The organism is Aureisphaera galaxeae (genome assembly GCF_028561275.1).
In the GTDB taxonomy this organism is placed as follows: domain Bacteria; phylum Bacteroidota; class Bacteroidia; order Flavobacteriales; family Flavobacteriaceae; genus Aureisphaera; species Aureisphaera galaxeae.
This window is the reverse complement of sequence record NZ_JAQQTF010000007.1, coordinates 1-25174: the sequence shown is the minus strand read 5'-3', so window position 1 is coordinate 25174 and position 25174 is coordinate 1. Positions and strand designations below refer to the sequence as shown.

The following is a 25174-nucleotide window of genomic DNA, read 5'->3' as shown; positions in this document are numbered from 1 at the left end:
TTTTTTAGAGTCCCAAAAATTCTATTTCGAATTTCTTCTTTACGAATTTGAAAGGAACCCCTGCACTTATACATTCTTTATTTTTTACTTGCTTCTCTCCTTCTATTTTCGATGGTAAATTCTTCTAGGGGCATCCCTCCGCTGCTTGAAACACGGGTTGAAAGCAGCTCCCTTTAAGGGTGGTTATCTGTGTTCAATTTTAAATTCAATTGTTATGAGAAAACTCATTTTTCTTGGGTTGCTGTTCTGCACAATGGCAACCTACGCACAAGATCCTTTTGTGCCTTCGGGAGAAAATTTATCTCCCAATGTGACCATTCCAAATGCGCCAGAAGCGGCTGCCCTGACGAAATTTGGAGATCAAGGGGCTTCCCTTTTTACAGGGACTCCTAATATTAGTATTCCCGTTGGGACGATTTCCGGAAGGGAATTTTCCATTCCTATTACGCTAACCTATGACGCCTCAGGAATAAAGGTAAACCAAATGGCTACCTGGGTCGGTTTGGGATGGAATTTACAAGCGGGAGGAGTCATAAACAGGGTCAATATTGGAAATCCGGATGATGCTTTTGATGCGAACTTCGACTATCAGCCTTTTTATGCTTCTTCGGTAGACCTTAAAATGAACAAGTTTAAGGAACACATCTTACCCTACAATGCGAATCCCGACGGTGATGTGTTAGAATATTTCCAATTCAAAGATGATGTGGTGACGGGAGCCTATGAAACACAACCAGATTACTATGAATTCAATGCGCCGGGAGGACTTTCGGGAAAATTCTTTATCGATTATAATAATGATACTGCCATTTGTGTAAACAATGCAACGATAAAAATTACTCCTACTATTACAGGAAATTCTGTCCTAAACCATAAATACCTTCAGGATTTTACAATTACCGATGAACATGGAAACCGGTTCGAGTTTATGAAACCACAATTCAATGAATCCGATTTTACCATGATTCTAAATACGGCATCTGGTCCCCAGGAAATCGACCAATACTTAAAATTTGTGTCTTCATGGCACCTCACCAAAATCGTTTCTGCTGTAAAAGGAGATGTAATTGAATTTATTTACAACGACGTCCCCTATATATGGACGAACCCTCAGAAGTATGGTGAAATTAATTACATAAAGAACAGGATTTCGGGAGTAACTGCTGGCCCAGATGAAGGGGGTCCTCGGACAAAAGCTAAAAACTTTAAAATAGAGCAGTACTATTTAAAAGAGATTAAAATTAATGGGACAAAGCGTGCAGAGTTTCTGCTTTCATCTCAGGCAAGGGAAGATTTAGAGGGGGGTAAATACCTAGACGAAATAAAGCTATACAACAATCTAGGAGATCTGGTTACCCGTCTAGAAACCGATACAGATTATTTTGAAGACATTAATGCTATTGACGAGAACCAAAAAAGGCTACGCCTAAAGGGGGTTACTCAATATGATGTTGGAAGTAATGGAACGGAAAGTTCCGAATCTAAAACCCATACGTTCGAATATGAAGGAGATGGTTTTATCCCAGATAGATGGTCCTACGCACAGGATTATTGGGGCTACTACAATGGTATGAATGGGAATTCGCATTTTGTTCCTAGGGTCCAAAACGATCACTTTACCTTAAATGGGGCCATTCGCGATGCGGATTTGTTTGATGCAAAAATAGGCACACTTAAACGAATCAATTATCCTACAGGAGGGTATACTACCTTCGATTATGCTCTTCATCCCGTTGGAAAGGAGTTCCCATCGGTAACGACTTGGGATCCAATCACCCAACTTACAGGTGGAGTAGACCCTAATTCTACAGACCCATATGGCTATTTTGCTTTTGATGATGCCTGTTTCGATGTTCCTTTAGATTCTCTAGGGACCTTTACCATAGATTATGAAGATACTCCTTTACGGATTACTTCAGACTTTCACCCAACCGGTGGAACCGAACCTTGTAACGTTGCCTGGTCTATTTTGGTCATTTTCGATCCCAGTGTGACTCCGAATCTTTCCGAATTTAGAGACAATCCAAATTCACGGTATTTCTATCAAGAGCAAGTACAAACCATAGGGAATAGCCAAGGCGAGTTTTCTGTGGATTTGGCGCCAGGAACCTACAAATATTTATTGATGAGTAGTAGCCCACATTATACCTACTATTTTGATAAAGCAGCTGGAACCAACTTTATTGAGCAGGTTATTTATGGCGGGGGACTTCGAGTGGACAAAATTAAGAATCACGATGGAGATGGGAATGTATTGGGATACAAAAGGTATTATTATGATGACTATTCAAACCTGAATTCTGTACCTAATGAAACCGATTATAAAGAAGCATCTTCTGGGTTATTGCAAGAGCATCTGGATTACACCGAATTAATTAGTGAGTCCGAACTTATTGGTTGTCCTTGCGCCTGTGATCCAGGTTGTGGTACAGGGGTTTCTATCGCAAATTATCTGTATCTCTATCGATATTCAAAAAATCAAACTTCCCGGGCCAAAAATGCTGTCACTTACGATGAGGTAACAGAGGTGAATTATTCGCTAGATGGTTCTTCCCAAGCCATTAATGGATATACTGTTTCGGAGTTCTACAATGAATTTACTTTTGTAAACAAATTCCATTATAGATATGATGAATTCCTCTCTGGAGAGCTGAAGAAAAAATCCGTCTACAACAAACAAAACGAACTACTTCAGACTTTTGAAACCGAATATGAAGTACTCATAGATGATTTGAATGACGAAATCTATGCAACCAACTACACTTTGTATGGAAATGAGGATCGCTATATTGTTATCTACGACACCCATTCTAATGGGACTACGTATGAAAGGTACTATGAAAATTATACTGGAGGTTATATTAGCGAATGTCCAGACCCTTCTGCTACTGGAGATGTTTGCACGAGATCTTCGGCTCCTCCTAATGGGATTCCAAGTTCCGATATAGACAAGTATTATTTCGGTCCTCAAAGCTTTCATCATAAAAATAACTTTTACATCAATGCTTATTGGAAACGACCTATAAAAACTACAAAAAGGGATTATTTCGACGGGGATTATATAGAAAAGATCACCAATTATTATTACGACAACAATTCCCATCGTCAAGTTACACGAGTAGAGACAAGTGACAGTAAAGGAGACTTAGTTAAAGCACAATACACCTATCCACAGGACGTGGTGGCCGGTTTAACGCCAGAAATCAATACGCTTATTAGTCAAAACCGTCTAACGGAACTTGTGAAGGTAAGTGGTGAGATTAATGGGAATACCTCGGAAACCGAAATGGTTTACACTACTCATAATGAGGTTGTGCTGCCCCAAGAAGTTATTCAAATTAAAGAGGGAGATGCGACTTCCAATGTATACTTCGACACTTATGATGACTATGGCAACGTTTTGCAAATGAGCCGAAAGGCGGGTTCCTCAGGTAGTGTTACGGCACAAAAAACGGCTTACGTCTGGGGGTATGATCATACCTATCCAGTCGCCAAGGTAGATAATCTTGAATATTCACAATTATTTTCAGGAATTCCCATCATAAACTTAGCCATTCTTAATAATGACCCTACGGATCAGCAGGTACGTGATGAAATTGATAAGATTCGACAAGCTTTTCCTGAAGCATTGGTGACTACCTATACCCACAAACCCGACATAGGGGTGACCTCCATGACAGAACCCAATGGTGACGTGCAATACTTTGAATACGATGCACCCAACCGCTTGGTAAAAGTGAAAGATCAGGATATGAATCTGGTAGGTTCTTACGAATACAATTACAAAACAAATTAATACCCGAGAAAGATGAAAAAGTTTCTATATACAATAGTTATAATCGTGTTCTTTCCTTTCTTGGCGAAGGGACAAGATGCCACCGAAAATTATGTGAAATCTACTTCTTATCAAGAAGCAACACAGACAGGCTTAGTTACCAATGATGATTCCAAAATAGAGTCAGTCACCTATTATGATGATCTTGGTCGTCCTGTACAAAGTTTGAATGCTAGGGCTGGAGGCAATCGTCAAAACATAGCCAATTATATGGAATATGACGATTTGGGATTGCAACCAAAACAATATTTGCCATGGGCCAGTGGCACGCAGATTGCGAACGATCTTGGCTTTACTGCCCCAAGCACTTTGAAGAACGACATTCTCAGTTTCTACAATACGCCTAAATATGAAAATACAACCAATCCCTATAGTGAAACAGAATTTGAAGCTTCGCCCTTACTGCGTACTCAACAGCAAGCAGCACCGGGGGAAGACTGGAGAATGTACTTGTTATCTGGAGATAACCATACGATCAAGTTTGGGTATGATACAAATGGTTTAATTGTAAAGAGGTTCCGAGTCCAGTTTAATGGGAATGATTACGAATCTCCTCAACTTGTCTATGATGGCAATTACGGTAATGGAGAGTTGTACATCACCCAGACCAAAGATGAAAATTGGATTCCTACCGACGGTAATAATGGGACAACCTATGAGTTTAAGGACAAGGCGGGCAAAGTTATTCTAAAGCGTGTTGTGTCTGAGGACCCTAACAGTGGAGGACTTAAAGGACCTTCTAGTTCGCTAAATCACGATACTTATTATGTGTATGACGATTTTGGCAACTTAACCTACACAATTTCGCCAGAAGGGACGGACAATATATTGGGTATTGGAAATACTATTGATCAAAATATTCTCGATAAATTAGGATATCAATATAAGTACGACAAGCGGAATAGATTAATTGAGAAGAAGATACCTGGGAAAGGATGGGAGTATATTGTGTATGACCAGTTGGACCGTCCCGTCTTTACGCAGGATGCAAACCTGCGGCTTACCAACCACTGGCTGTTCACCAAGTATGATGCTCTAGGCCGTGTTGCATATACGGGAAAGAACACCTATGGCAGTACGCGTGTTGCACTACAGACCATAATGGACAACGAAAACGATCTGTACGAGACCGTAACTGCGACGGAACAGACAATCAATGGCCAAGCGATTTACTACACAAACAACGTAAAACCAGACGTAAATAATTACGACATCTATACTATCCATTATTACGATACCTACCGTCATTTAGATGGTATTGGCGTACCGACTACGGTACTGGGACAGCCCACCACTGAGAATGGTTTGGTAAGCACTACCACTCAAGGGCTTTCAACTGTGATCAAAACACGTGTTTTGGGCTCGAATGATTGGATTACCTTTTTTTCTGCCTATGATTCTTATGGACGTGTAATCTTTATGCGGACGGTTAATGATTATTTGGAAACAAATGATCTTGTAAGCTTGTTGTTGGATTATACGGGTAAACCTCTTGAGACAGTGCATAATCATCAAAAGGCGGGCCTTCCTTCTGTGATCACTAATAATTATTTTATGTATGACCATTTGGGTCGCTTGGTATCACACAAACAGAAGATAGGGAATCAATCTGTGCAACGCATTGTCATGAATCAATATGACGAACTGGGCCAACTTGTCCAAAAGGGCGTGGGGGGCGTTTCTTTTGTGGATGGGTTCGAAGACCAAACTCATGTGGATGTTACCTATGATGGAACGATCACCAACACGTATCCCAATGGCTACGCGGAAGCATGGCCGTCGTTGGCAAAGACCAAGGGGGAGGTCCCGGCAAATGAAGATGGGGGTATCCAGTTTCGTCCACAGCAAACGAACAAACATGTAGTGGTAGGTTTGGTAAAATCTTCTAATGCCAACAATGCGGATAATCTGTACATGGATTATGGAATCCATTTGCACTATTCCACCACCACAGGGGTCAAGATCAAGTTGCGGGTGGATGGCAATGCCTATCCGAATGGGGTTTTCAGCTATGGCACCTATACCGCCAATGACATTTTTAAAGTGGAACGAGTGGGTAATTCGGTGAAGTTCTATAAGAACGGAACAGAGTTCGAGAGTCTGAATATTCCTTCCAACTCGGATCGCCTTATAGGGAAAGTAAGTTTTACCGGTTTTGAAGGGGCAGAGATTGCCGATGCCACCCTATTTGGCGGTGCCTTCGATAACGAGTTGCAGGATGTAGATTATACATACAACATTCGTGGTTGGTTGACCGACATTAACAAGGTGGATGCTGGGGGCATCGGTGGTGGAATTCCGGACTTGTTCAACTTTAAGATCAATTATAACGAAGTGAATAGCGCTATAGGCGACAGCCCAACACCGCTATACAACGGAAACATTTCACAGACCTTTTGGCAAACGGAAAGTGATGATGAAGATGTACGAGGCTACAATTATGCCTATGATGACCTAAATCGTATCCTTGGAGCTGTAAGTATAAAGGGCACTGCTTTTTCTAACATGGCTTTAACAAATAACCATGATTTATCCAACCTCTCTTATGACAAGAACGGGAACATCCTTTCGCTTAACCGCAGGGGATATGATGATAATGGCATGTTTATAGATATGTGGGATGATCTAAGCTATACCTATGATGGGAATGTATTGTTGCAGGTGGACGAAAACCTGAATGGTACTCCATTGGAAGATTATGGGTTTAAGGATGGCACCAATACAGGCAGTGACTACCATTATGACCAGAACGGCAACATGGTGTTGGACAACAACAAGGGTATCACCGATATCGATTATAACCATCTTAACCTACCTACACAAGTTACCTTCGATGGCAATCCCAACAAGAGGATCGAGTATACCTATGATGCCACTGGGGTTAAATTGCAAAAGAAGGTTGTTGAGGGGATTGGAGTAGAGACCACTATTTCCTATGCCGGTAATCTTAAGTACAAGAAGTTATATGCCGGTGCGGGTATAGAAACCTTGGAGTTCATTAACCACCCAGAAGGGTATATCGTACCAACGGTAACCAACACAGGTCCAAAAGGAAGTCCTGAGTATAGTGATTTTGACTACGTTTTTCAGTTCAAAGATCATTTGGGAAACATCCGGTTGAGTTATAGTGATGGCAATGGTGATGGAAGTATTGATGAGACCACAGAAATTATTGAAGAGAGTAACTATTATCCCTTTGGATTAGTACAGATGGGATATAATAATAGTATTAATCCTTTTGGAAATAGTCTAGCTCAAAAATGGAAATTTAATTCAAGAGAATTAAATAAGGACTTAGGTATAAATGTTTTCGAGATGGATTGGAGACATTTTGATTCGTCAATTGCCCGATTTATGGTGATAGATCCAATGGCGGATAATTTTGAACAAGAAGACATTTCCCCATACGCCTTTGGTTGGAACAATCCAATATGGTTTGCAGATCCATCTGGTCTTTGCCCGGATTGTCCCGATGCTGCAAATTTTAAGCCTGGGGACACGTATGATGTAAATGGAGTAACCTATGTTATCGACTCCACTGGCCAATGGGCAAGGCAAGGAGGAACTTTGGATGAGGTTGTTATTAGCCCTTCATCAGATGATTCAAACACAGAATCTTCCGAAGATTCGGATAGTTCAGAAAATGATCCACGACCTTACTTCTATAATGCTGATCGATATGATTATAGTAAGGGGCATAGCATAGTTGGTTCTCAAAAGGTTAATGAGGATATCAATTTCATTTTGAATGGAGAATCAATAGTTGGTATTCCAGATAATATGTACTTCAGGGCACTTACTATTCTGGTGAGGGATGCAGAAGCAGATCCTGAGGCAACAGAGGATGCAACCACTGCCTTAAATGCATTGCTTCCCATAAAAGCTCGAGGAACCAAACATACCCCTAATAGACATGTTGACAAGAAAAAATTTCCAAACAAAAGTAAATATAAGAAGCCATCACAAATTGAAAAATTGAGGAGAAGAACAATCAAAAGTCCTGATGGTGTAATAATACAAGCTGATGGAAGAGTCAGGTATGAGAAAGTATTTACTAGAACCATTGGAACAAGAGGTGAAAAGGGGCATCGAGTAATTGTTGATATAAAAAAGAGAAAAGTAGTAACTTCGTTTCCGCAATAGAAGAAATGATAGAAATATATGACATATCTGATCACAAAAGAGAAGATCCTATATTTATTTTAAAATTGGGTGTCTTAGAGCGAATCCATTTTGAGCTTCATAATAAAGGAGTCATGATAGATTTGTATGGAACCTCGAGAGTTTATCCATCGCATATTGGTTTAATAATGAATGCTTTGGAAAATGGTAATAAGGATGAAATTGAGTTTTACAATTTTCTAACAAGATATAAGAAAGAAGACAAAGGATTTATTATTGAGGGCGATTAGACTGTAAAAAAGTGAGAACAGACATAGAATGTGCGGAATTTATACCCTAACTAAACCCCAAAGCATTTCGCTTTGGGGTTCTTTTATGCCTTAGAATTATTTCTTGTATTTGAAAAGAGGGTTTTGAGCAGTGACCAAAAACAAAAAACCGTTCCTATGGCGATGGGAACGGTTTTTCTTCATCATTGTTTGGTATAATCCAAACCTAACCAACTAAAAAACTAACCTAAAACTTAAAACTCAATCCACTATACACCCCCAAATAATAGGGTCTAAAGTCTACAGACGAATCCGTATACGGATTGAGCTGGTATTTAAACATAGGTTCGATATTAAACTTTAATCTCTTACTAATTTTGTAATTAAACCCGAGTCCGATATTGGTCGAAAAACTCACCGAGCTCAGGTTATTGGCCTCTCCCAATACTTCACGGAAATCCCCGTCATTGGCCACAATCTCATTATCGCCTAAGAATAGTGTACTGAAACCACCAATCATGTTGATTCCAAATCGCCTGTCGAGGAGGGCATAGTTCAATTCTAATGGAACTTCGTAATACGAAAGGTTCTGCGTTAATTCTGCATTATTACCCCCGGTGGATTTGGGACGGAGGTTATCAAAAGGATTCATGGTATCTGGTGGCACATTGGCCAAGGTACCTTTATCCAAAGCAGTCAACACATTAGAACGCCCCCCATAATCTACAGAGGCAAGGGCAGAAGCTACGGGTCCGGTAGCCAATTCAATGTCACCGGTGCTATACCCTAGGTTTACATTACTCACCCCAGAACGGATACTCAACTTATCGTTAATGGCGTAACTAATCTGTACCCCATAACTGAAATTGGTCTCTCCACTCTGAGAATTATCGGCGAACATAGGATCTATAGAAGAACCTTCACCGAAACTATTATAAAATACAGGCCCGAAATTGGGGGTTACTTCCCATTGACGGGCATCTTTATCATCGGTCTTCGCGATTTCGGTTTCTTGATCCTCAGCAATCGCATCGAAAATGGATTTCTTGTTGTCTTCAGGAGTTTCCTGAATTTCATCCTTCTTCTCTTCTGCTTTTGTCACAGCAGTATTTACGTCTTGAATTGCCTTAGATGGATCCTTATCCTCCATCGGGTTTTTGAACAGCTCCTCTTCATCGTCCAATTTCTTTTGCTCTTCTTTCACTTGGTTTTCAACCACAACGCCCGTTTCTTGGGCATCTTTTATTTGGGTATCAACACCTTTCTGTTTGTCAAGGAACGGATTGAAATCTTCTGTCTTTTGCTTTTCTTCCTTTTCAGAAGCTACGACAGCATCCTTAATTTGAGAATCAATATCTTTTTGTTTGTCGAGGAACGGATTATGATCTTCTGCTTTTTGTTTTTCTTCATTTTCAGAAGCTACAACAGCATCCTTTATAGGAGCATTTTTGTCAACCCCAATATCTTTCTTAAGAAGCTTATCATTGTTAGGAGCTACATTATTCACTTTCTCCTGCTCTTCTACAGCAACGGCTTCTTGACCACTACGCGATTTTTGAAGTAATTGATCTTGGGAATCGGTCGGGGTGGTATCATCAGAAGAAGATGCTTCCTCTTTCTTTATTTCTTCAACCCCATCTTCAGAAGAAATAGCTTCGTTCTCTATCTTTTTATCAGTAATCGGAGGGGTATCGTCCTCTTTTTCAATGCTTCGTTCCGTGTTCTCATCAACCAACACAGGATCGTCGCCACCTCCAAAGGGGTTAAATACCATATTGCCCACGGTAAGCAGTAGGGCCAACAAAGCGGCCACACCACCAACGCGCCACCACAACGGAATCACCTTACGGTCGTCCTTCTCTTTCTTCATTTTGGCTTGGATATTATTCCAAACCTCAGGAGAAGGAGCCGCTTCAAAGTGTTGCAGTTGCTCTTTGAACAGGTCGTCTATGTGTTTCTTATCACTCATCAAAATCACCTCATTGCAGAGGGGTTACTGTTTATTTTGGTCGTCAAGAAACGATTCTACTTTCTTTTTAAGGCTCATCCGGGCCCGTGCTAAATTCGATTTGGAAGTTCCATCAGAAATTCCCAACATCTCGGCTATTTCCTTATGGGAGTAGCCGTCTAACACGTACAGGTTGAACACCAAACGGTAACGGTCGGGCAATTCCTGAATGATCTTCAGTAAAAAGTCCAAAGGAACTTGAGTCGTTTCCACTTCCACCTCTGCATCTTCCAGTTGTTCCTCATTCGATATATCGAATACCTTTTTCTTCCTGTATTTCTGAAGCACCGTATTCACGGTAATGCGCTTCATCCATCCTTCAAAAGAACCTTTTCCTTGGTACTGCTCAATCCGATTGAAGATAGTGATGAATGCATCTTGCAAACTATCTTCGGCCTCGGCACGGTTGGGAGAATACTTTAAACATATCCCAAACAATACACCAGAATACTGCCTATACAGCAATTCCTGTGCTTTAGCATCATGCCGCTTGCATTCTTCTATGAGCTGTTGTAACGTCAAATATGGTTGGCTTGTTTAGTAAATTCAACTACCTAATTAACGTAAGCAGGCAACCATATCGCCCAAGTTGCTACATTCTGTAGATACAGGGTGAAAAAAAGGGTTGCGTGGGGCTGAAAAATTTTTAGCTGGCCACCGCTGCGATGGCCTCTTTTATTTTCTGCTCCAGTTCTTCCATTAATTCAGGATTGTCCAGTAGCAATGTTTTAACCGCATCGCGGCCTTGCCCAAGTTTGGTGTCGTCATAACTGAACCAGGAGCCGCTTTTCTTTACGATTTCGTAAGCTACTCCCAAATCGATGATCTCACCTACCTTAGAAACCCCTTCGCCATACATAATGTCGAATTCGGCCGTCTTAAACGGTGGTGCTACTTTGTTTTTAACGATTTTTACACGGGTTTTATTCCCTACCACAGCGCTTTGGCTGTCCTTGATTTGGGTAGAACGTCGTATATCGAGTCGGACGGAAGCGTAGAACTTAAGTGCGTTCCCTCCTGTTGTAGTTTCTGGATTTCCGAACATGACCCCGATCTTTTCCCTCAATTGGTTGATAAAGACCACGGTACAATTGGTTTTGCTTATGGATGCTGTTAACTTTCGAAGTGCTTGCGACATTAATCGTGCATGCAATCCCATTTTGCTGTCCCCCATTTCCCCTTCAATTTCACTTTTGGGCGTAAGTGCAGCTACGGAGTCTACAATAATGATGTCTATGGCACCACTTCGAATAAGGTTATCGGCAATTTCCAAAGCCTGTTCCCCATTGTCGGGCTGGGAAATGATAAGGTTTTCTATATCTACTCCCAATTTTTCGGCATAATAACGATCGAATGCGTGTTCTGCATCGATAAAGGCAGCAATCCCTCCATTTTTCTGTGCTTCGGCAATGGCATGTAAGGTTAAGGTGGTTTTACCCGAAGATTCCGGACCGTAGATTTCCACTACTCTTCCGCGCGGATAGCCTCCAACCCCTAACGCCAAATCCAAACCTAAGGATCCTGTGGGAATAACCTCTACCTCTTGTACGGCGGCATCTCCCATCTTCATTACGGTTCCTTTTCCGTAGGTTTTATCCAGTTTGTCCAGTGTAAGTTTTAGTGCCTTTAGTTTCGCTTCTTTTTCGCTGCTCATGTGTCTGTCTATTGAAAATTCTTAAAACGTTAAAGGTAGCACTTCTACAAATTTGGCACAACAGGAAAAAGCCCCCACTACCTTTTTTTGTCAACAATGGCGCAAAAGCGTACTTTTGCCGCAATTATTACAAGTTTTCATCTTTTCACCTAAAAAAGTATAGCATGCAACTGTACAACACACTAAGTGCAAAAGAGAGAGCGGAATTATTAGAACAAGCCGGAGAAGATCGGCTTACGCTTTCTTTTTATCAATACGCCAAAATTGGCAACCCCGAACTTTTTAGAAATCATTTGTTCATCGCATGGGACGATATGGCTGTCCTGGGTCGAATCTATGTGGCAAACGAGGGGATCAACGGGCAATTGTCCGTTCCTGCTAAGAATTTCAACACGTTTAAAGAGTTTTTGGACGGAATTTATTTTCTGAAGGATGTACGCCTCAACATCGCGGTAGAGCATGACTTAAAATCCTTCCTGAAACTGAAGGTAAAGGTTCGCAAGAAAATCGTGGCCGATGGTTTGAACGATGACACCTTCGATGTAACCAACAAAGGGGTGCATGTAAACGCCGAACGTTTTAATGAACTCATTGAGGATCCGGATACGGTTTTGGTCGATATGCGGAACCATTACGAAAGCGAAATAGGTCATTTTAAAAATGCCATTACTCCAGATGTGGATACCTTCCGTGATTCGTTGGACATTATTGAAGAAGACCTAAAGGAACATAAGGAAGACAAAAAACTCGTGATGTATTGTACGGGAGGGATTCGCTGTGAAAAAGCGAGTGCCTATTACAAGCACAAAGGATTTAAAAATGTATTCCAGTTGGAAGGGGGAATCATTGAATATACCCGTCAGGTAAAAAGCGAAGGCTTGGAAAATAAATTCATTGGGAAGAATTTCGTGTTCGATCACCGACGTGGGGAGCGCATTTCTGAAGATATCATTGCCCAATGCCACCAATGCGGAAAACCTTGCGATACCCATGTAAACTGTGCCAACGAAGCCTGTCATTTGTTGTTCATTCAGTGTGATGAGTGCGCCGATAAAATGCAAAGTTGTTGTAGTGACGAATGTGTGGAGATTGTTCAGTTACCGTACGAGGAGCAGAAACGATTGCGCAGTGGAAAGCACAACAGCAATAAGATTTTTAAGAAGGGGCGTTCCGAAAAATTAAAGTTCAAACAGTAATTCTTTTATCAGTATATTTACTGATCGTAACTATGTTTAATCTTCGTCTCTTTTTCGGCTGAAAAAGAGCTATATATAAAGAAATATGGGCTGTACCAGTTGCGCTACTGGCGCCAATGGACAACCAAAAGGCTGCAGAAACAATGGAACCTGTGGCTCCGATGGCTGTAATAAATTAACGGTATTCGACTGGCTTTCCAACATGTCACTTCCCGGCAATGTGGATCCCTTTAATGCGGTAGAGATACGTTTTAAGAATGGAAGAAAGAACTTTTTCCGAAACCCAGAGAAACTTACCTTAAGTATTGGCGACGTTGTCGCTACCGAAGCTTCCCCAGGGCACGACATTGGGATTGTGACCCTTACTGGCGAATTGGTGCGGGTGCAGATGAAGAAAAAGAAGGTGCAACCCAACCTAGACGAATTGCCCAAGGTTTATCGAAAAGCTTCCCAAAAAGATATCGATGTTTGGCAGAAAATGCGAGACAAGGAGCTCGATGTGCAGAAGCAATCGAGGGAAATCGCGATGCGATTGGGATTGCAGATGAAGATAAGCGATGTAGAATACCAAGGCGATGGCTCCAAGGTTATTTTCTATTACACCGCCGAAGAGCGGGTCGATTTCCGACAGCTCATCAAGGATTTGGCAAGGGCCTTCAGCACGCGAATTGAAATGAAACAAGTAGGGTTCCGTCAAGAAGCGGCCCGTTTGGGTGGTATTGGATCCTGTGGACGCGAATTGTGCTGTTCTACCTGGCTTACCGATTTCCGGAGTGTGAATACTTCGGCAGCGAGATACCAACAGCTTTCATTGAATCCCCAGAAATTGGCAGGACAATGTGGGAAGTTGAAATGTTGCCTCAATTATGAATTAGACACCTATTTGGAGGCATTGGAAGAGTTTCCAAAAACCGATATCAAGTTAAGTACCGAAAAAGGAAAAGCACATTGCCAGAAAGTGGATATTTTCAAAGGCCTTATGTGGTTCTCCTATGAAAATGAAGGCATGACTTGGCACGAAATGGAGGTAGCCCGAGTGAACGAAATCGTAGCCCTGAATAAAAAAGGGAAAAAGGCGACAAGTCTTGAAGATTATATCGAGGATAAGGTGTATCCCACCCAAGAATTGTTCGAAAATGTAGTAGGACAGGATAGTCTTACGCGATTCGATCAACCAAAGCGAAGAAGAAAAAAGCGCAGAAACAAAAACAATAAGAAAAAGGCAGAAACGGTTACGGCGAATACTACTGGAGGACAAAAGAAGTCCGCTTCAGGAAGAAACAAAAACAAGAGCCGAAACCGAAATCGCAACAGAAATCGTAACAATAAGAATGCGTAAACTTATAGGCATCCTATTACTCCCCATGCTTTTTACGGCCTGTGATTCGCAAATCGTCGTTAGTGAAATGCGCGACTTGCCTGGAAATTGGCATAAGGATGAGGTGATGGAATTTCAGATTCCTGCACTGGATTCATTAAAACAGTACAATGTTTTCTTTCATCTTCGCAATACCAATGACTACCCTTTTAACAACATATTTTTAATTGCCTCTATGGAGTTTCCTCATGGTAAAACCATTACCGATACTTTAGAATACCGTATGGCCGCTGCCGATGGTACGTGGTTGGGTAAAGGTATTGGCAGTGTAAAGGAAAGCAAGCTTTGGTATAAGGAAGATGTGACTTTTTTTGAGGAAGGCGAATATAAGCTAACCGTGTCTCATGCGGTGCGCAATAACGGTGAGGTTCATGGCGTTACCCAATTGGAAGGCATCACCGAAGTCGGTTATAGCATAGAAGAAGCAACAAACCATCAACCCTAACATCCATGGCAAAACAAGCAAGTAAAAAATCGGTTGCAAAGAAAAAGGGGCCGACCCCTGTGAGGAAGCACATCAAAACTTTCTGGATGATTTTTGGTTCAGGAGTGCTTCTGTTTTTTCTCCTATTTCTATTAGTTTCTTGGGGAATCTTTGGAAGATTGCCAGACGAAACAAGTTTGGAGAATCCAGAAAAGGATTTGGCTACGCAAATAATTTCGGAGGATGGCGAAGTAATCGGAAAATTCTTCAAAGAAAATAGAACTCCGGTTCAATATGAGGATCTACCAGAGCATTTGGTAAACGCCTTGATTGCGACCGAAGATGTCCGCTTTTACGATCATGCTGGGATTGACGGAAAAGGAACTGTTCGTGCTGTGGCATTTTTAGGAACCCGAGGAGGAGCCAGTACGATTACCCAGCAGCTGGCGAAACAATTTTTTACGGGAAGGGTTGCTAAGAACATTGTAGAAAGGATCGTTCAGAAATCCCAAGAATGGATCATCGCTACCCGTTTGGAGCGACGTTATACCAAGGAGGAAATCATTACGATGTATTTCAACACCTATGATTTTCTAAACTTGGCGATTGGTATTGAATCCGCTGCGAACATTTATTTCAACAAGGCACCACAAGATCTTAATGTTGAAGAGTCGGCCATGTTGGTAGGGATGTTTAAAAATTCGTCCCTGTACAACCCTAGAAGAAACCCCGAAGGGGTTACCAATAGAAGGAATGTAGTCCTTTCGCAAATGGCCAAATACAATTATATTTCTGAAAATGCCAAGGATTCATTGCAGCAGCTTCCATTAAATGTGAAGTTCACCCCTCAGGATCACGACGAGGGAATTGGAACCTATGTGCGGGAGCATATTCGACGTTATATGAAACAATGGGCTAAGGAAAATCCTAAGGCCGATGGCTCCCTATACGACATTAATAGTGATGGGCTAAAGGTTTACACAACCATCAACGCCAACATGCAGAAGTATGCAGAAGAGGCTGTAGATGCCCATATGCGAAGACTTCAAAAAGAATTCGACAAGCAAAACCAAAAGAACAAAACAGCTCCCTTCCGTGATATTACCAAAGATGAGATAAATACGATCATGAATGCCGCTATGCGCAGAACCGATCGTTGGAAGGAAATGGAAGCACAAGGAAAGGGTGAGGACGAAATTATTGCCAGTTTCAGCAAGAAGACCCGAATGAACATATTCTCATGGAAGGGTGATATCGACACGCTCATGACCCCTATGGATTCCATTCGGTACTACAAGAATTTCTTTCGGGCTTCGGTATTGTCCATGACTCCACAAACAGGCGAAATAAAAGCTTGGGTGGGAGGTATTAACTATAAGCACTTTAAATACGACATGGTGAAAACCGGTAGGCGCCAGATTGGTTCTACCTTTAAACCTTTTGTATATGCCACAGCGATCGACCAAATGCATATGTCTCCCTGTGATACCTTACCGAACACACCTTACACCATACCCGCAGGAAAGCATGGAAACATGAAGGATTGGAGTCCAAAAAATAGTGATGGAAATTATGGAGGTATGATGAGCTTAAAAAGGGCCTTGGCAAGTTCCGTAAATACCATCACCGCAAGATTGATCGATAGGACAGGGCCAAGCCCAATTATCGATTTGGTGGGAAAAATGGGAGTGGATACCAAGGATGTTCCCGAGGTACCTTCCATAGCATTGGGAACACCGGATATTACCCTCTACGAGATGGTAGGCGCTTATAGTACGTTTGCCAATGAAGGGGTTTATGTGGAGCCCATTTTGGTACAACGCATAGAAGATAAAAATGGAACCATACTGTTTCAGAACATTCCCAAAACAAAAGACGTGATAAGTAAGGAAACAGCCTATGTAACCGTAAATCTTATGCAAGGGGTTACTCAGGGAGGATCTGGGTCGAGATTACGACATAGCTTCGCTAAGGCACGTTCTGACTATAAGAGTGTAATTACAGGATACCCTTATGAATTCACTAATCCTATTGCAGGAAAAACAGGAACTACGCAGAATAATAGTGACGGATGGTTTATGGGAATGGTCCCTAACCTAGCTACTGGAGTTTGGGTAGGAGGTGAAGATCGAGCCACACACTTTGGGGCCACACGTTATGGACAGGGAGCCGCGATGGCTTTGCCCATTTGGGGAGTGTATATGAAGAAGTGTTATGCAGATGAGACCTTAGATGTCTCTACCAGTAGTTTTAAAAAGCCGCAAAAAATCTCTATTGAAACCGATTGCGAAGCTTATAAAAGTCAAGGCGGGGGAAGCACCGATGAGATTCCCGATGATGAAATAGACTTCTAGTTCTGCCCATTAAAAAAAGCACCAAACCTCTTTGTTTTATTTGGACAAAGGGGTTTTTTTATGCCTTCAAATTTCAGTACTTTTAGTAAAAATTTTAAAGAATGATTACAAAAACGGTAGCCAACGTCCAAGAGGCTTGTAAAGGGGTTGCAGATGGAATGACATTCATGCTGGGAGGATTCGGTTTGTCGGGTATTCCCGAAAACTGCATTGCCCAATTGGTAGCACTCAACGTGAAGGGTGTTACATGCATTTCTAACAATGCTGGGGTCGACGATTTTGGCCTTGGACTCTTACTGCAGCAGCGACAGATCAAGAAAATGATATCTTCCTATGTAGGTGAAAATGCAGAGTTTGAACGGCAAATGCTAAGCGGAGAGTTGGAGGTAGAATTAATCCCCCAAGGAACATTGGCACAACGTTGTCGTGCCGCCCAAAGTGGAATTCCTGCTTTCTATACGCCGGCAGGTTACGGTACGGAGGTGGCCGAAGGAAAGGAGTCCCGTGAGTTTAATGGGAAGATGCATATTTTGGAGCATGCCTTTAAGGCCGATTTCGGATTTATAAAAGCCTGGAAAGGGGATACTGCAGGGAATTTAATTTTCAGGGGAACTGCACGCAATTTTAACCCCAATATGTGTGGTGCCGCCAATATCACGGTGGCGGAGGTAGAAGAGCTGGTGCCGGCGGGTGAATTGGACCCTAACGATATCCATATCCCAGGGATTTTTGTACAGCGCATCTTTCAAGGGGAGAAGTACGAAAAGCGAATTGAAAATCTAACCGTAAGAAAAAGAGACTAATGGCATTATCCAAAGAACAGATAGCACAACGAATTGCGAGAGAGGTAAGGGACGGTTACTATGTAAACTTAGGAATTGGTATCCCGACACTGGTTGCCAATTTTGTCCGTGACGATATCGAAGTAGAATTTCAAAGTGAAAATGGAGTATTGGGAATGGGGCCCTTTCCTTTTGAAGGGGAAGAGGATCCAGATCTTATTAATGCAGGAAAGCAGACCATTACGGCACTAAAAGGAGCTTCCTTTTTCGATTCTGCCATGAGCTTTTCCATGATTCGTGGACAGCACGTAGATCTTACCATATTAGGAGCAATGGAAGTGGCCCAGAACGGAGACATCGCCAATTGGAAGATTCCGGGTAAGATGGTGAAGGGAATGGGAGGTGCGATGGATTTGGTAGCTTCTGCAGACAATATCATTGTTGCCATGATGCACACCAATAAGGCAGGACAATCCAAACTATTGAAAGAATGTTCATTGCCCCTCACAGGCGTTAATTGCGTGAAGAAGATTGTGACCAATTTGGCTGTACTGGCTATAGAAAATAACAGTTTCCGCTTATTGGAACGTGCTCCCGGAGTGAGTGTGGAGGATATAAAAACCGCTACAGAAGGCGACCTAATCGTTGAAGGCGATATCCCCGAAATGACCTTTTAACATGCATATTCAGGATCTGCAGGGGAATTGGGTGCACTATACCTACCAAGAGGATAGGGACTATTCCACAATAGCAGATCGATTTGTTCGCAATACCCTTATCGCTATTGATTTCCTGTACCGAACGGATACTTTGACCATTCGGTATGAGGATGAAGGGGAGGTTCAAACCGTTGATATTATCGATGTCCTGGTGGCCGATACGGAAAATGATATCAAGATCATTCCCGGACAGAAGAATGCCTATAATCCCAATATAAATTGTGTCATGTTCTACGATACTCACGGGGTTGTGTTTCGAAAGAACCATAAGAAAAAGTGGTTTAGGCGTAATAAGGGGTATAATTCTCCTGTCGCCTTGCTTTCTCACGAATTGATACACTGTTATAACGAACTCTACGAAACAGAAGACTATTTAGCTCGCAAAAGGGATCACTCTTCCCGTGGTAAGAAAATTGATGCCGATGGCCGAGATCTATCCTTTCCCAATGCGGAGGAAGTATTTGTAATTAAGATGACCAATCAGGTGGCTAAAAGGTTAGGGGAAGACAAACGATCCAACTACGGAAGAAGCTATTATCCTGTGGAACATGTGCTTTCCACCAAACCAAAAAAGGGTACGGGAAGGGTCTGAACGCTCAAGCAAAGGGAACGAAAAAATGCATGTTTTCCTATCATTTTTGTAGGAGTTCAACACAAAGTGTTAAAAAAAATAGCATTTCATCGAAAAAACAGTGTCTTTTATCCTGTTTTTAGATTTTTTTCACAAATTAGTCATCCCTAAAGAAATAACCAACTTTACCTACTTATGAAAACTATTGCCAAATCAATAAAAAGTACGCTCCAGCTCTTTAAGAGTATGATGTACCTAGCCAAAAAAGTGTTTTTATTGATGTAACGTTGAGATAACTTTTTTACCCCAAGTCTGCAACGATTCAGATAAAGGTAGGCCCGTTCTTTGTGAGGTTAGGACGGGCTTTTTTTATGCGCAATTATATTCCTTTGGGAATCGCTTCAATTAATTTTTTGGTGTAGTCACTATTGGGATGTGCGTAGATTTCGTCCGCATCGCCCAATTCCTCTATTTTACCACTATTCATGACCAATAATTGATCGGCCATAAATTTTACGACGGCCAAATCATGTGAAATGAAGATATAGGTAAAACCAAAGTCTTCCTTGAGTTCGTTTAAGAGGTTCAATACCTGGGCTTGTACGGAAATATCTAAAGCCGAAACCGATTCGTCGCAAATAACGAGTTTGGGCTCTAAGGCTATGGTGCGGGCAATCCCCACGCGCTGGCGCTGTCCTCCAGAGAGTTCGTGAGGATAACGATGAAAATAACTTTCGTCCAACCCCACACGTGTAAGCAAAGCCAGGGCTTTTTTCTCCCTTTCCCTTTTAGATTTCCCAACACCGTGTACTTGCATGGGTTCGATTAGGGCGGCTCCTATGGTAAGCCTTGGGTTTAAAGAAGAATAAGGGTCCTGAAAAATCAATTGAATCTCCTTCCGAAGCGTTCGTATTTCGTTGGCACTAAGATCGGTCAAGCTTTTCCCTCTATACAGGATTTTACCCGAGGAGGCTCTCTCCAATTGAAGAATGGTCTTCCCTAAGGTCGATTTTCCACAGCCCGATTCCCCAACCAAGCCTAGTGTTTCCCCTTCAAAAACGGAAAAACTCACATCATCTACTGCCTTTACCACTTCCTTACGACCGAAAAGTCGTGCATTTCCGTAATATTCCTTTTTAAGGTTTCGCACCTCGAGAATGGGGGTTTGGGTATATAGCTTTTTATGTCTTAAGGCGCGCTGTTGGACCGATATTTCCTTGGGGACAAAGCTATCGTCCTTAATTGAAGCAATGGTAGGAAGTGTTTCCAGACGTTCTCCCAAAGTGGGCCGCGAAGCCAGCAATGCTTTGGTGTAATCTGCTTTGGGCAGTTTAAATATAGAGTAAACGCTTCCACTTTCAGCTACTTCGCCCTGGAACATTACGACGACCCGATCGGCTATTTGACTCACTAAGTTGAGGTCATGGGAGATGAAAATAAGGCTCATTCCGGTATCCTTCTGTAAGTCCTTCAGTAATTCTATAATTTCTTTTTGAACGGTTACGTCCAAGGCTGTGGTGGGCTCATCGGCAATAAGGAGCTTGGGTTTACAAGCAATGGCCATGGCGATCATAACACGTTGCATTTGTCCACCGCTTATTTGATGTGGGTAGCTGGAATAAATCGCATTGGGCCGCGGTAATTTCACCTTTTCGAAAAGGGATAGGGTCTCCTTCCTTGCTTCGGAGGGAGACATAGAAAGATGGTGCTGCAGTATTTCCGAAACCTGTTTGCCGCATTTTAAAGACGGATTTAAGGCACTCATGGGTTCCTGAAAGATCATGGCAATATCCTTCCCCCGAATGTTACGAAGGGATGAGGCCTCCTCCTTCAAGAGGTCTTTTCCTTCAAAAAGGATTTCACCTTCTATATGGGCAAGCCTTTTAGGAAGCAATCCCATGATCGAAAGTGAGGAGACAGATTTACCCGATCCGGACTCCCCCACAATACCCAAAACTTCGTTGGAATTTACATCTAAAGAGATGCCGTGAACCACGGTCTTTTTTTCGCTCTTTTTTCCGAAGGAAATGGTGAGGTCTTTAATATGTAGAAGCGGGGAATTTGCCATGCATTCAAAGATAGTTTTTTGTTCCGAAATAGAGGTAAACCTTTATTATCCCATTAAATCGATAGGGTATAAAAAGTTAAAAATGAATGGATTAGTGAATTAGTGTTACCGTTCATCGAATAAAATTTGATATTTGATAAAAAAACATTTATTTTGTTGCGAAATTCTTAAAAATATAAACAATATTAGTGCAAATGTTTAATTTTTTGACAAAAAAGATTAACATTTACAAAAATTGTTAAAGTGCTGATTTTGTGTGTTTTTGTAGGAATTTCCTTCCCCAATCTAACGAGACGTCGTACAACAATTATTAACTAACAAACCTAAACTATGACACGAATCCGATTTTTCTAGACGTTTTCCCCTAAACAACTAAATACTCCCCTTATCGAAGACCCTTTACCTTGTTTCCCTTTTTGGGAAGCACTGGAGACGTATGCCCTTTTGGGTATGAAACACTAATCATAAACTATTGAGAAAAAATGAAAAAAACGTACCTCTTTGTCCTCCTCTGTATGATAGGACAATTAACCTTTTCACAAGGCTTGATGGACGGGATTGTACAGGACTATTTTAATGTCCTTAAAGGGGAATCCCATTTTAAACAAGCAGACCTAACACAATGGAAGATTACCGATGTGGTACCTTCCTTAAATCCGGATGTTCAACACGTGTACATTCAACAAATGCACAACAATATCCCAATTCAGTATGCCACATACAAACTGACCGTGACCAACGGAAAAGTAACTTGGCATATCGATCAGTTTATTTCGAACATTGCAGAGAAAGTTGCAACTACCCAAGCATCCCTCACACCGGAGGCAGCTGTTATGAAAACCGTGCAACAGCACAACCTCATAGCGCCTGCTCTTAACGGGACAAAAAATGCTGAAGGGATCTATGTGTATAACGATGCCCGTGCATCTGAAGAGCCTATTGTGGTTCAGCCTATGTACCAAGTACACAATGGTGAAATCCGTTTGGTATGGAACGTAAGTTACTACCAAAAAGACGGCCAGCACTGGTGGAACGAAAATATTGATGCAGTTACTGGGCAGGTACTTCGCACCGAAGATTGGGTGATTACCTGTAGCTGGGGAGATGACCATGAAAACCATGATCACGCTGCGGAGCGCATTATAGAAGAAGCTCCTGTAGTAGAAGGTCCTGCAAACTTTATGGCTGGCGAAAGCTATAATGTATATGCGATGCCATTGGAAAGCCCATTGGATGGGGGTCGTACTATTGTAAACGATCCGCAAAACTTAACGGCTTCTCCATACGGATGGCACGATACTAATGGAGCTGCAGGTGCAGAATATACCATTACACGTGGAAACAACGTATGGGCACAGGAAGATGCCAATGGAAACAACGGAACTGGATTCGCACCTAACGGTGGTGCTGGATTGGATTTCGATTTTCCAATCAACTTCAACAATCAGCCAAGTACCTACCAATCGGCTGCCATTACCAACCTTTTCTACTGGAACAACATCATGCACGACGTATTTTATCAGTATGGTTTTAACGAAGCCAGTGGTAACTTCCAGGAGAATAACTATGGAAACGGAGGATCTGGAAGTGACTCTGTAAATGCAGATGCGCAGGACGGTTCGGGAATTAACAATGCAAACTTTGCCACGCCACCGGACGGTAGTAACCCAAGAATGCAGATGTTCCTTTGGAACACCGCAAATCCACAAATTGATGGGGACTTAGACAATGGAATCATAGCCCATGAGTATGGTCACGGAATCTCTATCCGTTTGGTCGGAGGACCTAGCCAGAATGTATTGGGAGGATCTGAGCAAATGGGTGAAGGATGGAGTGACTGGTTCGGATTAATGCTAACCATGAAAACGGGAGATGCAGGAACCGATTCCAGAGGAATCGGAAACTATGCTCTAGCCGAAGATTCTAATGGTGGAGGAATTCGACCTACTCCATATTCTACAAATACTGCTATCAACGGAACAACCTATGGAGACATTAGCGGTTTGGCCGTTCCTCACGGTGTAGGATACGCTTTTGGAACCATCCTTTGGGATCTTACTTGGGCTTTAGTGGCTCAGGAAGGATTCGATACCGATTTCTACAGTGGAACCGGAGGAAATAACATTGCTTTGGCTTTGGTTACTGAAGGACTAAAGAATACTGCCAACAACCCGGGATTTGTTTCTGGAAGAGATGGGATTCTTCAGGCAGATCAGGATCTATATGCTGGAGCCTATAACTGTATTATTTGGGATGTATTCGCAGCTCGTGGGGTTGGGGTAGATGCCAACGAAAATACAAACGGAGGTTCTAACGGAAACAATGACCAGTCTACTTCATTTACGAGTGGATGTGGTGGTGGAACGCCAGACGCATGTTCTGGAACCATCGCTTCTTATCCAGATGATGAAAGCTTCGAAACCAACTTAGGTAACTGGAGCCAGTCTACACAGGACGATTTAAACTGGACACGCGACAGTGGTGGAACTCCATCTAACAACACAGGACCATCCAATGCTGCTGATGGAACTTTCTATGTATTCGTAGAAGCTTCCGGAAACGGAACAGGATATCCTAACAAGCGTGCTATCCTTAACTCACCTTGTTATGACCTGAGTGGTGAGTCTGGAGCTACCTTCGACTTTAGCTACCACATGTTTGGTGCTGCCGATATGGGAAGTATCGATCTTGAGGTAAGTACCGACGATGGTGCTACTTGGACCAGTATCTGGAACAGAACAGGAAACCAAGGAAACCAATGGAATTCAGAAAGCATTAATCTGAACACCTATGCCGGTCAAAGCAACTTCCGTATGCGTTTTAATCGTGTAACTGGAAGTACTTGGCAAGCAGATATCGCGCTGGATGCATTCAGCATGCAGGGTGGTAGTACTGCAGATACCCAAGCTCCAACTGTTCCCACGAATCTAGCTGCATCCAACATAGCGGACACTTCGCTAACGCTAACCTGGACGGCTTCTACGGACAACGTGGGTGTGACCGGCTACGAGGTGTTCCAAGGAGGAACGAGCCTTGGTACCGTTACGGGTACATCGGCCAATGTTACTGGCCTTACGCCAGCGACGAGCTATAGTTTCACTGTGCGTGCCTTTGATGCTGCTGGGAACAACTCCGCACAGAGCGCTGCGGCCAACGCAACGACCACCGGTGGTGGCGGGGGCGGTTGTACCGGCGGTGTGACGGCTGGTTACAGCGAGGGCTTCGAGAGCTCGATCGGTGCCTGGACCCAGGCGACTGGGGATGACCTTAACTGGACGCGCGACAGCGGTGGCACGCCATCGAACAACACGGGTCCATCAAGCGGATCTGGTAGTACGTGGTACATGTACGTGGAGGCTTCCGGGAACGGAACGGGCTACCCTAACAAGCAGGCGATCCTGAACTCTCCTTGCATCGACCTAAGCGGCGAGACGGCCGCCAACTTCACCTTCGACTACCACATGTTCGGTTCGACGGATATGGGAAGCATCGCTGTGGAGGCGAGCACGGACGGTACGACCTGGACGAGCCTTTGGAGCCAGACTGGCAACCAGGGCAACCAGTGGAACGCCCAGAGCGTGAGCCTGAACGCCTATGCCGGCGGTACTGTGGAGCTTCGTTTCAACCGTATCACGGGTGGGACCTGGCAGGCGGATATCGCGATCGACAACGTGGCCGTTACCGCGGGTGGCGGCGGTGGGGGAACCCCTCCGACGGGCTACTGTGCGTCCAACGGTAACAACACCAACGACGAGTACATCCAGCGCGTACAGATAGGCAGCATCGACAACAGT

15 protein-coding genes are annotated in these 25174 nt (G+C 42.8%); 11 read left to right on the top strand and 4 right to left on the bottom strand.

Annotated features, from left to right (window positions below; genetic code table 11):
- The first annotated feature begins 214 nt into the window (after positions 1-214).
- The 3 genes from POV27_RS13295 to POV27_RS13285 are packed head-to-tail and all read left to right on the top strand — an operon-like array spanning position 215 to position 8247.
- Entirely contained in the window at positions 215-3796 is a 3582-nt protein-coding gene (locus tag POV27_RS13295; protein WP_272863275.1) for an RHS repeat domain-containing protein, read from the top strand.
- Positions 3797-3808: 12 nt separating this feature from the next.
- Entirely contained in the window at positions 3809-7978 is a 4170-nt protein-coding gene (locus tag POV27_RS13290) for a DUF6443 domain-containing protein (protein ID WP_272863274.1), read from the top strand.
- A gap of 5 nt (positions 7979-7983) precedes the next feature.
- Complete coding sequence (locus tag POV27_RS13285; protein WP_272863273.1) at positions 7984-8247, top strand: hypothetical protein; 264 nt, start codon at positions 7984-7986, stop codon at positions 8245-8247.
- 226 nt (positions 8248-8473) lie between these two features.
- Here POV27_RS13285 and POV27_RS13280 read toward each other — a convergent pair whose 3' ends face one another.
- From POV27_RS13280 to recA, 3 genes are all read right to left on the bottom strand, one after another.
- Positions 8474-10195, bottom strand: a complete 1722-nt coding sequence (locus POV27_RS13280) for an outer membrane beta-barrel protein (protein ID WP_272863272.1) — start codon at positions 10193-10195, stop codon at positions 8474-8476.
- Positions 10196-10219: 24 nt separating this feature from the next.
- Positions 10220-10756 carry an RNA polymerase sigma factor gene (locus POV27_RS13275; RefSeq protein ID WP_272863271.1) on the bottom strand — a complete coding sequence of 179 codons (537 nt, stop codon included), beginning with the start codon at positions 10754-10756 and terminating at the stop codon, positions 10220-10222.
- Positions 10757-10880: 124 nt separating this feature from the next.
- Positions 10881-11888 (bottom strand): recombinase RecA, encoded by a 1008-nt coding sequence (gene recA / locus POV27_RS13270; protein ID WP_272863270.1) that lies wholly within the window; start codon positions 11886-11888, stop codon positions 10881-10883.
- Positions 11889-12052: 164 nt separating this feature from the next.
- Here recA and trhO point away from each other — a divergent pair, with 164 nt between their 5' ends.
- The 7 genes from trhO (at position 12053) to POV27_RS13235 (ending at position 19333) form a co-directional block, all read left to right on the top strand.
- Entirely contained in the window at positions 12053-13084 is a 1032-nt protein-coding gene (trhO, locus tag POV27_RS13265; RefSeq protein ID WP_272863269.1) for an oxygen-dependent tRNA uridine(34) hydroxylase TrhO, read from the top strand.
- Between the two features lie 85 nt (positions 13085-13169).
- Entirely contained in the window at positions 13170-14423 is a 1254-nt protein-coding gene (locus POV27_RS13260) for a PSP1 domain-containing protein (RefSeq protein WP_272863268.1), read from the top strand.
- Entirely contained in the window at positions 14416-14907 is a 492-nt protein-coding gene (locus POV27_RS13255; RefSeq protein WP_272863267.1) for a gliding motility lipoprotein GldH, read from the top strand. Before POV27_RS13260 ends, POV27_RS13255 begins: the two co-directional genes overlap by 8 nt.
- Positions 14908-14912: 5 nt before the next feature.
- Positions 14913-17240, top strand: a complete 2328-nt coding sequence (locus POV27_RS13250; RefSeq protein ID WP_272863266.1) for a penicillin-binding protein 1A — start codon at positions 14913-14915, stop codon at positions 17238-17240.
- 101 nt (positions 17241-17341) lie between these two features.
- Positions 17342-18043, top strand: a complete 702-nt coding sequence (locus tag POV27_RS13245; RefSeq protein ID WP_272863265.1) for a CoA transferase subunit A — start codon at positions 17342-17344, stop codon at positions 18041-18043.
- Positions 18043-18699, top strand: a complete 657-nt coding sequence (locus POV27_RS13240; protein WP_272863264.1) for a CoA transferase subunit B — start codon at positions 18043-18045, stop codon at positions 18697-18699. Before POV27_RS13245 ends, POV27_RS13240 begins: the two co-directional genes overlap by 1 nt.
- Before the next feature lies 1 nt (position 18700).
- Entirely contained in the window at positions 18701-19333 is a 633-nt protein-coding gene (locus POV27_RS13235) for a hypothetical protein (protein WP_272863263.1), read from the top strand.
- Between the two features lie 358 nt (positions 19334-19691).
- Here POV27_RS13235 and POV27_RS13230 read toward each other — a convergent pair whose 3' ends face one another.
- Positions 19692-21380, bottom strand: coding sequence for an ABC transporter ATP-binding protein (locus tag POV27_RS13230; RefSeq protein WP_272863262.1), 1689 nt, complete (start codon positions 21378-21380; stop codon positions 19692-19694).
- A 482-nt stretch (positions 21381-21862) separates the two neighbouring features.
- On the opposite strand from POV27_RS13230, the gene POV27_RS13225 reads away from it, so the two are divergent.
- Positions 21863-25174 (top strand): M36 family metallopeptidase (locus POV27_RS13225; RefSeq protein ID WP_272863261.1); only part of this gene is annotated, 3312 nt, incomplete at its 3' end.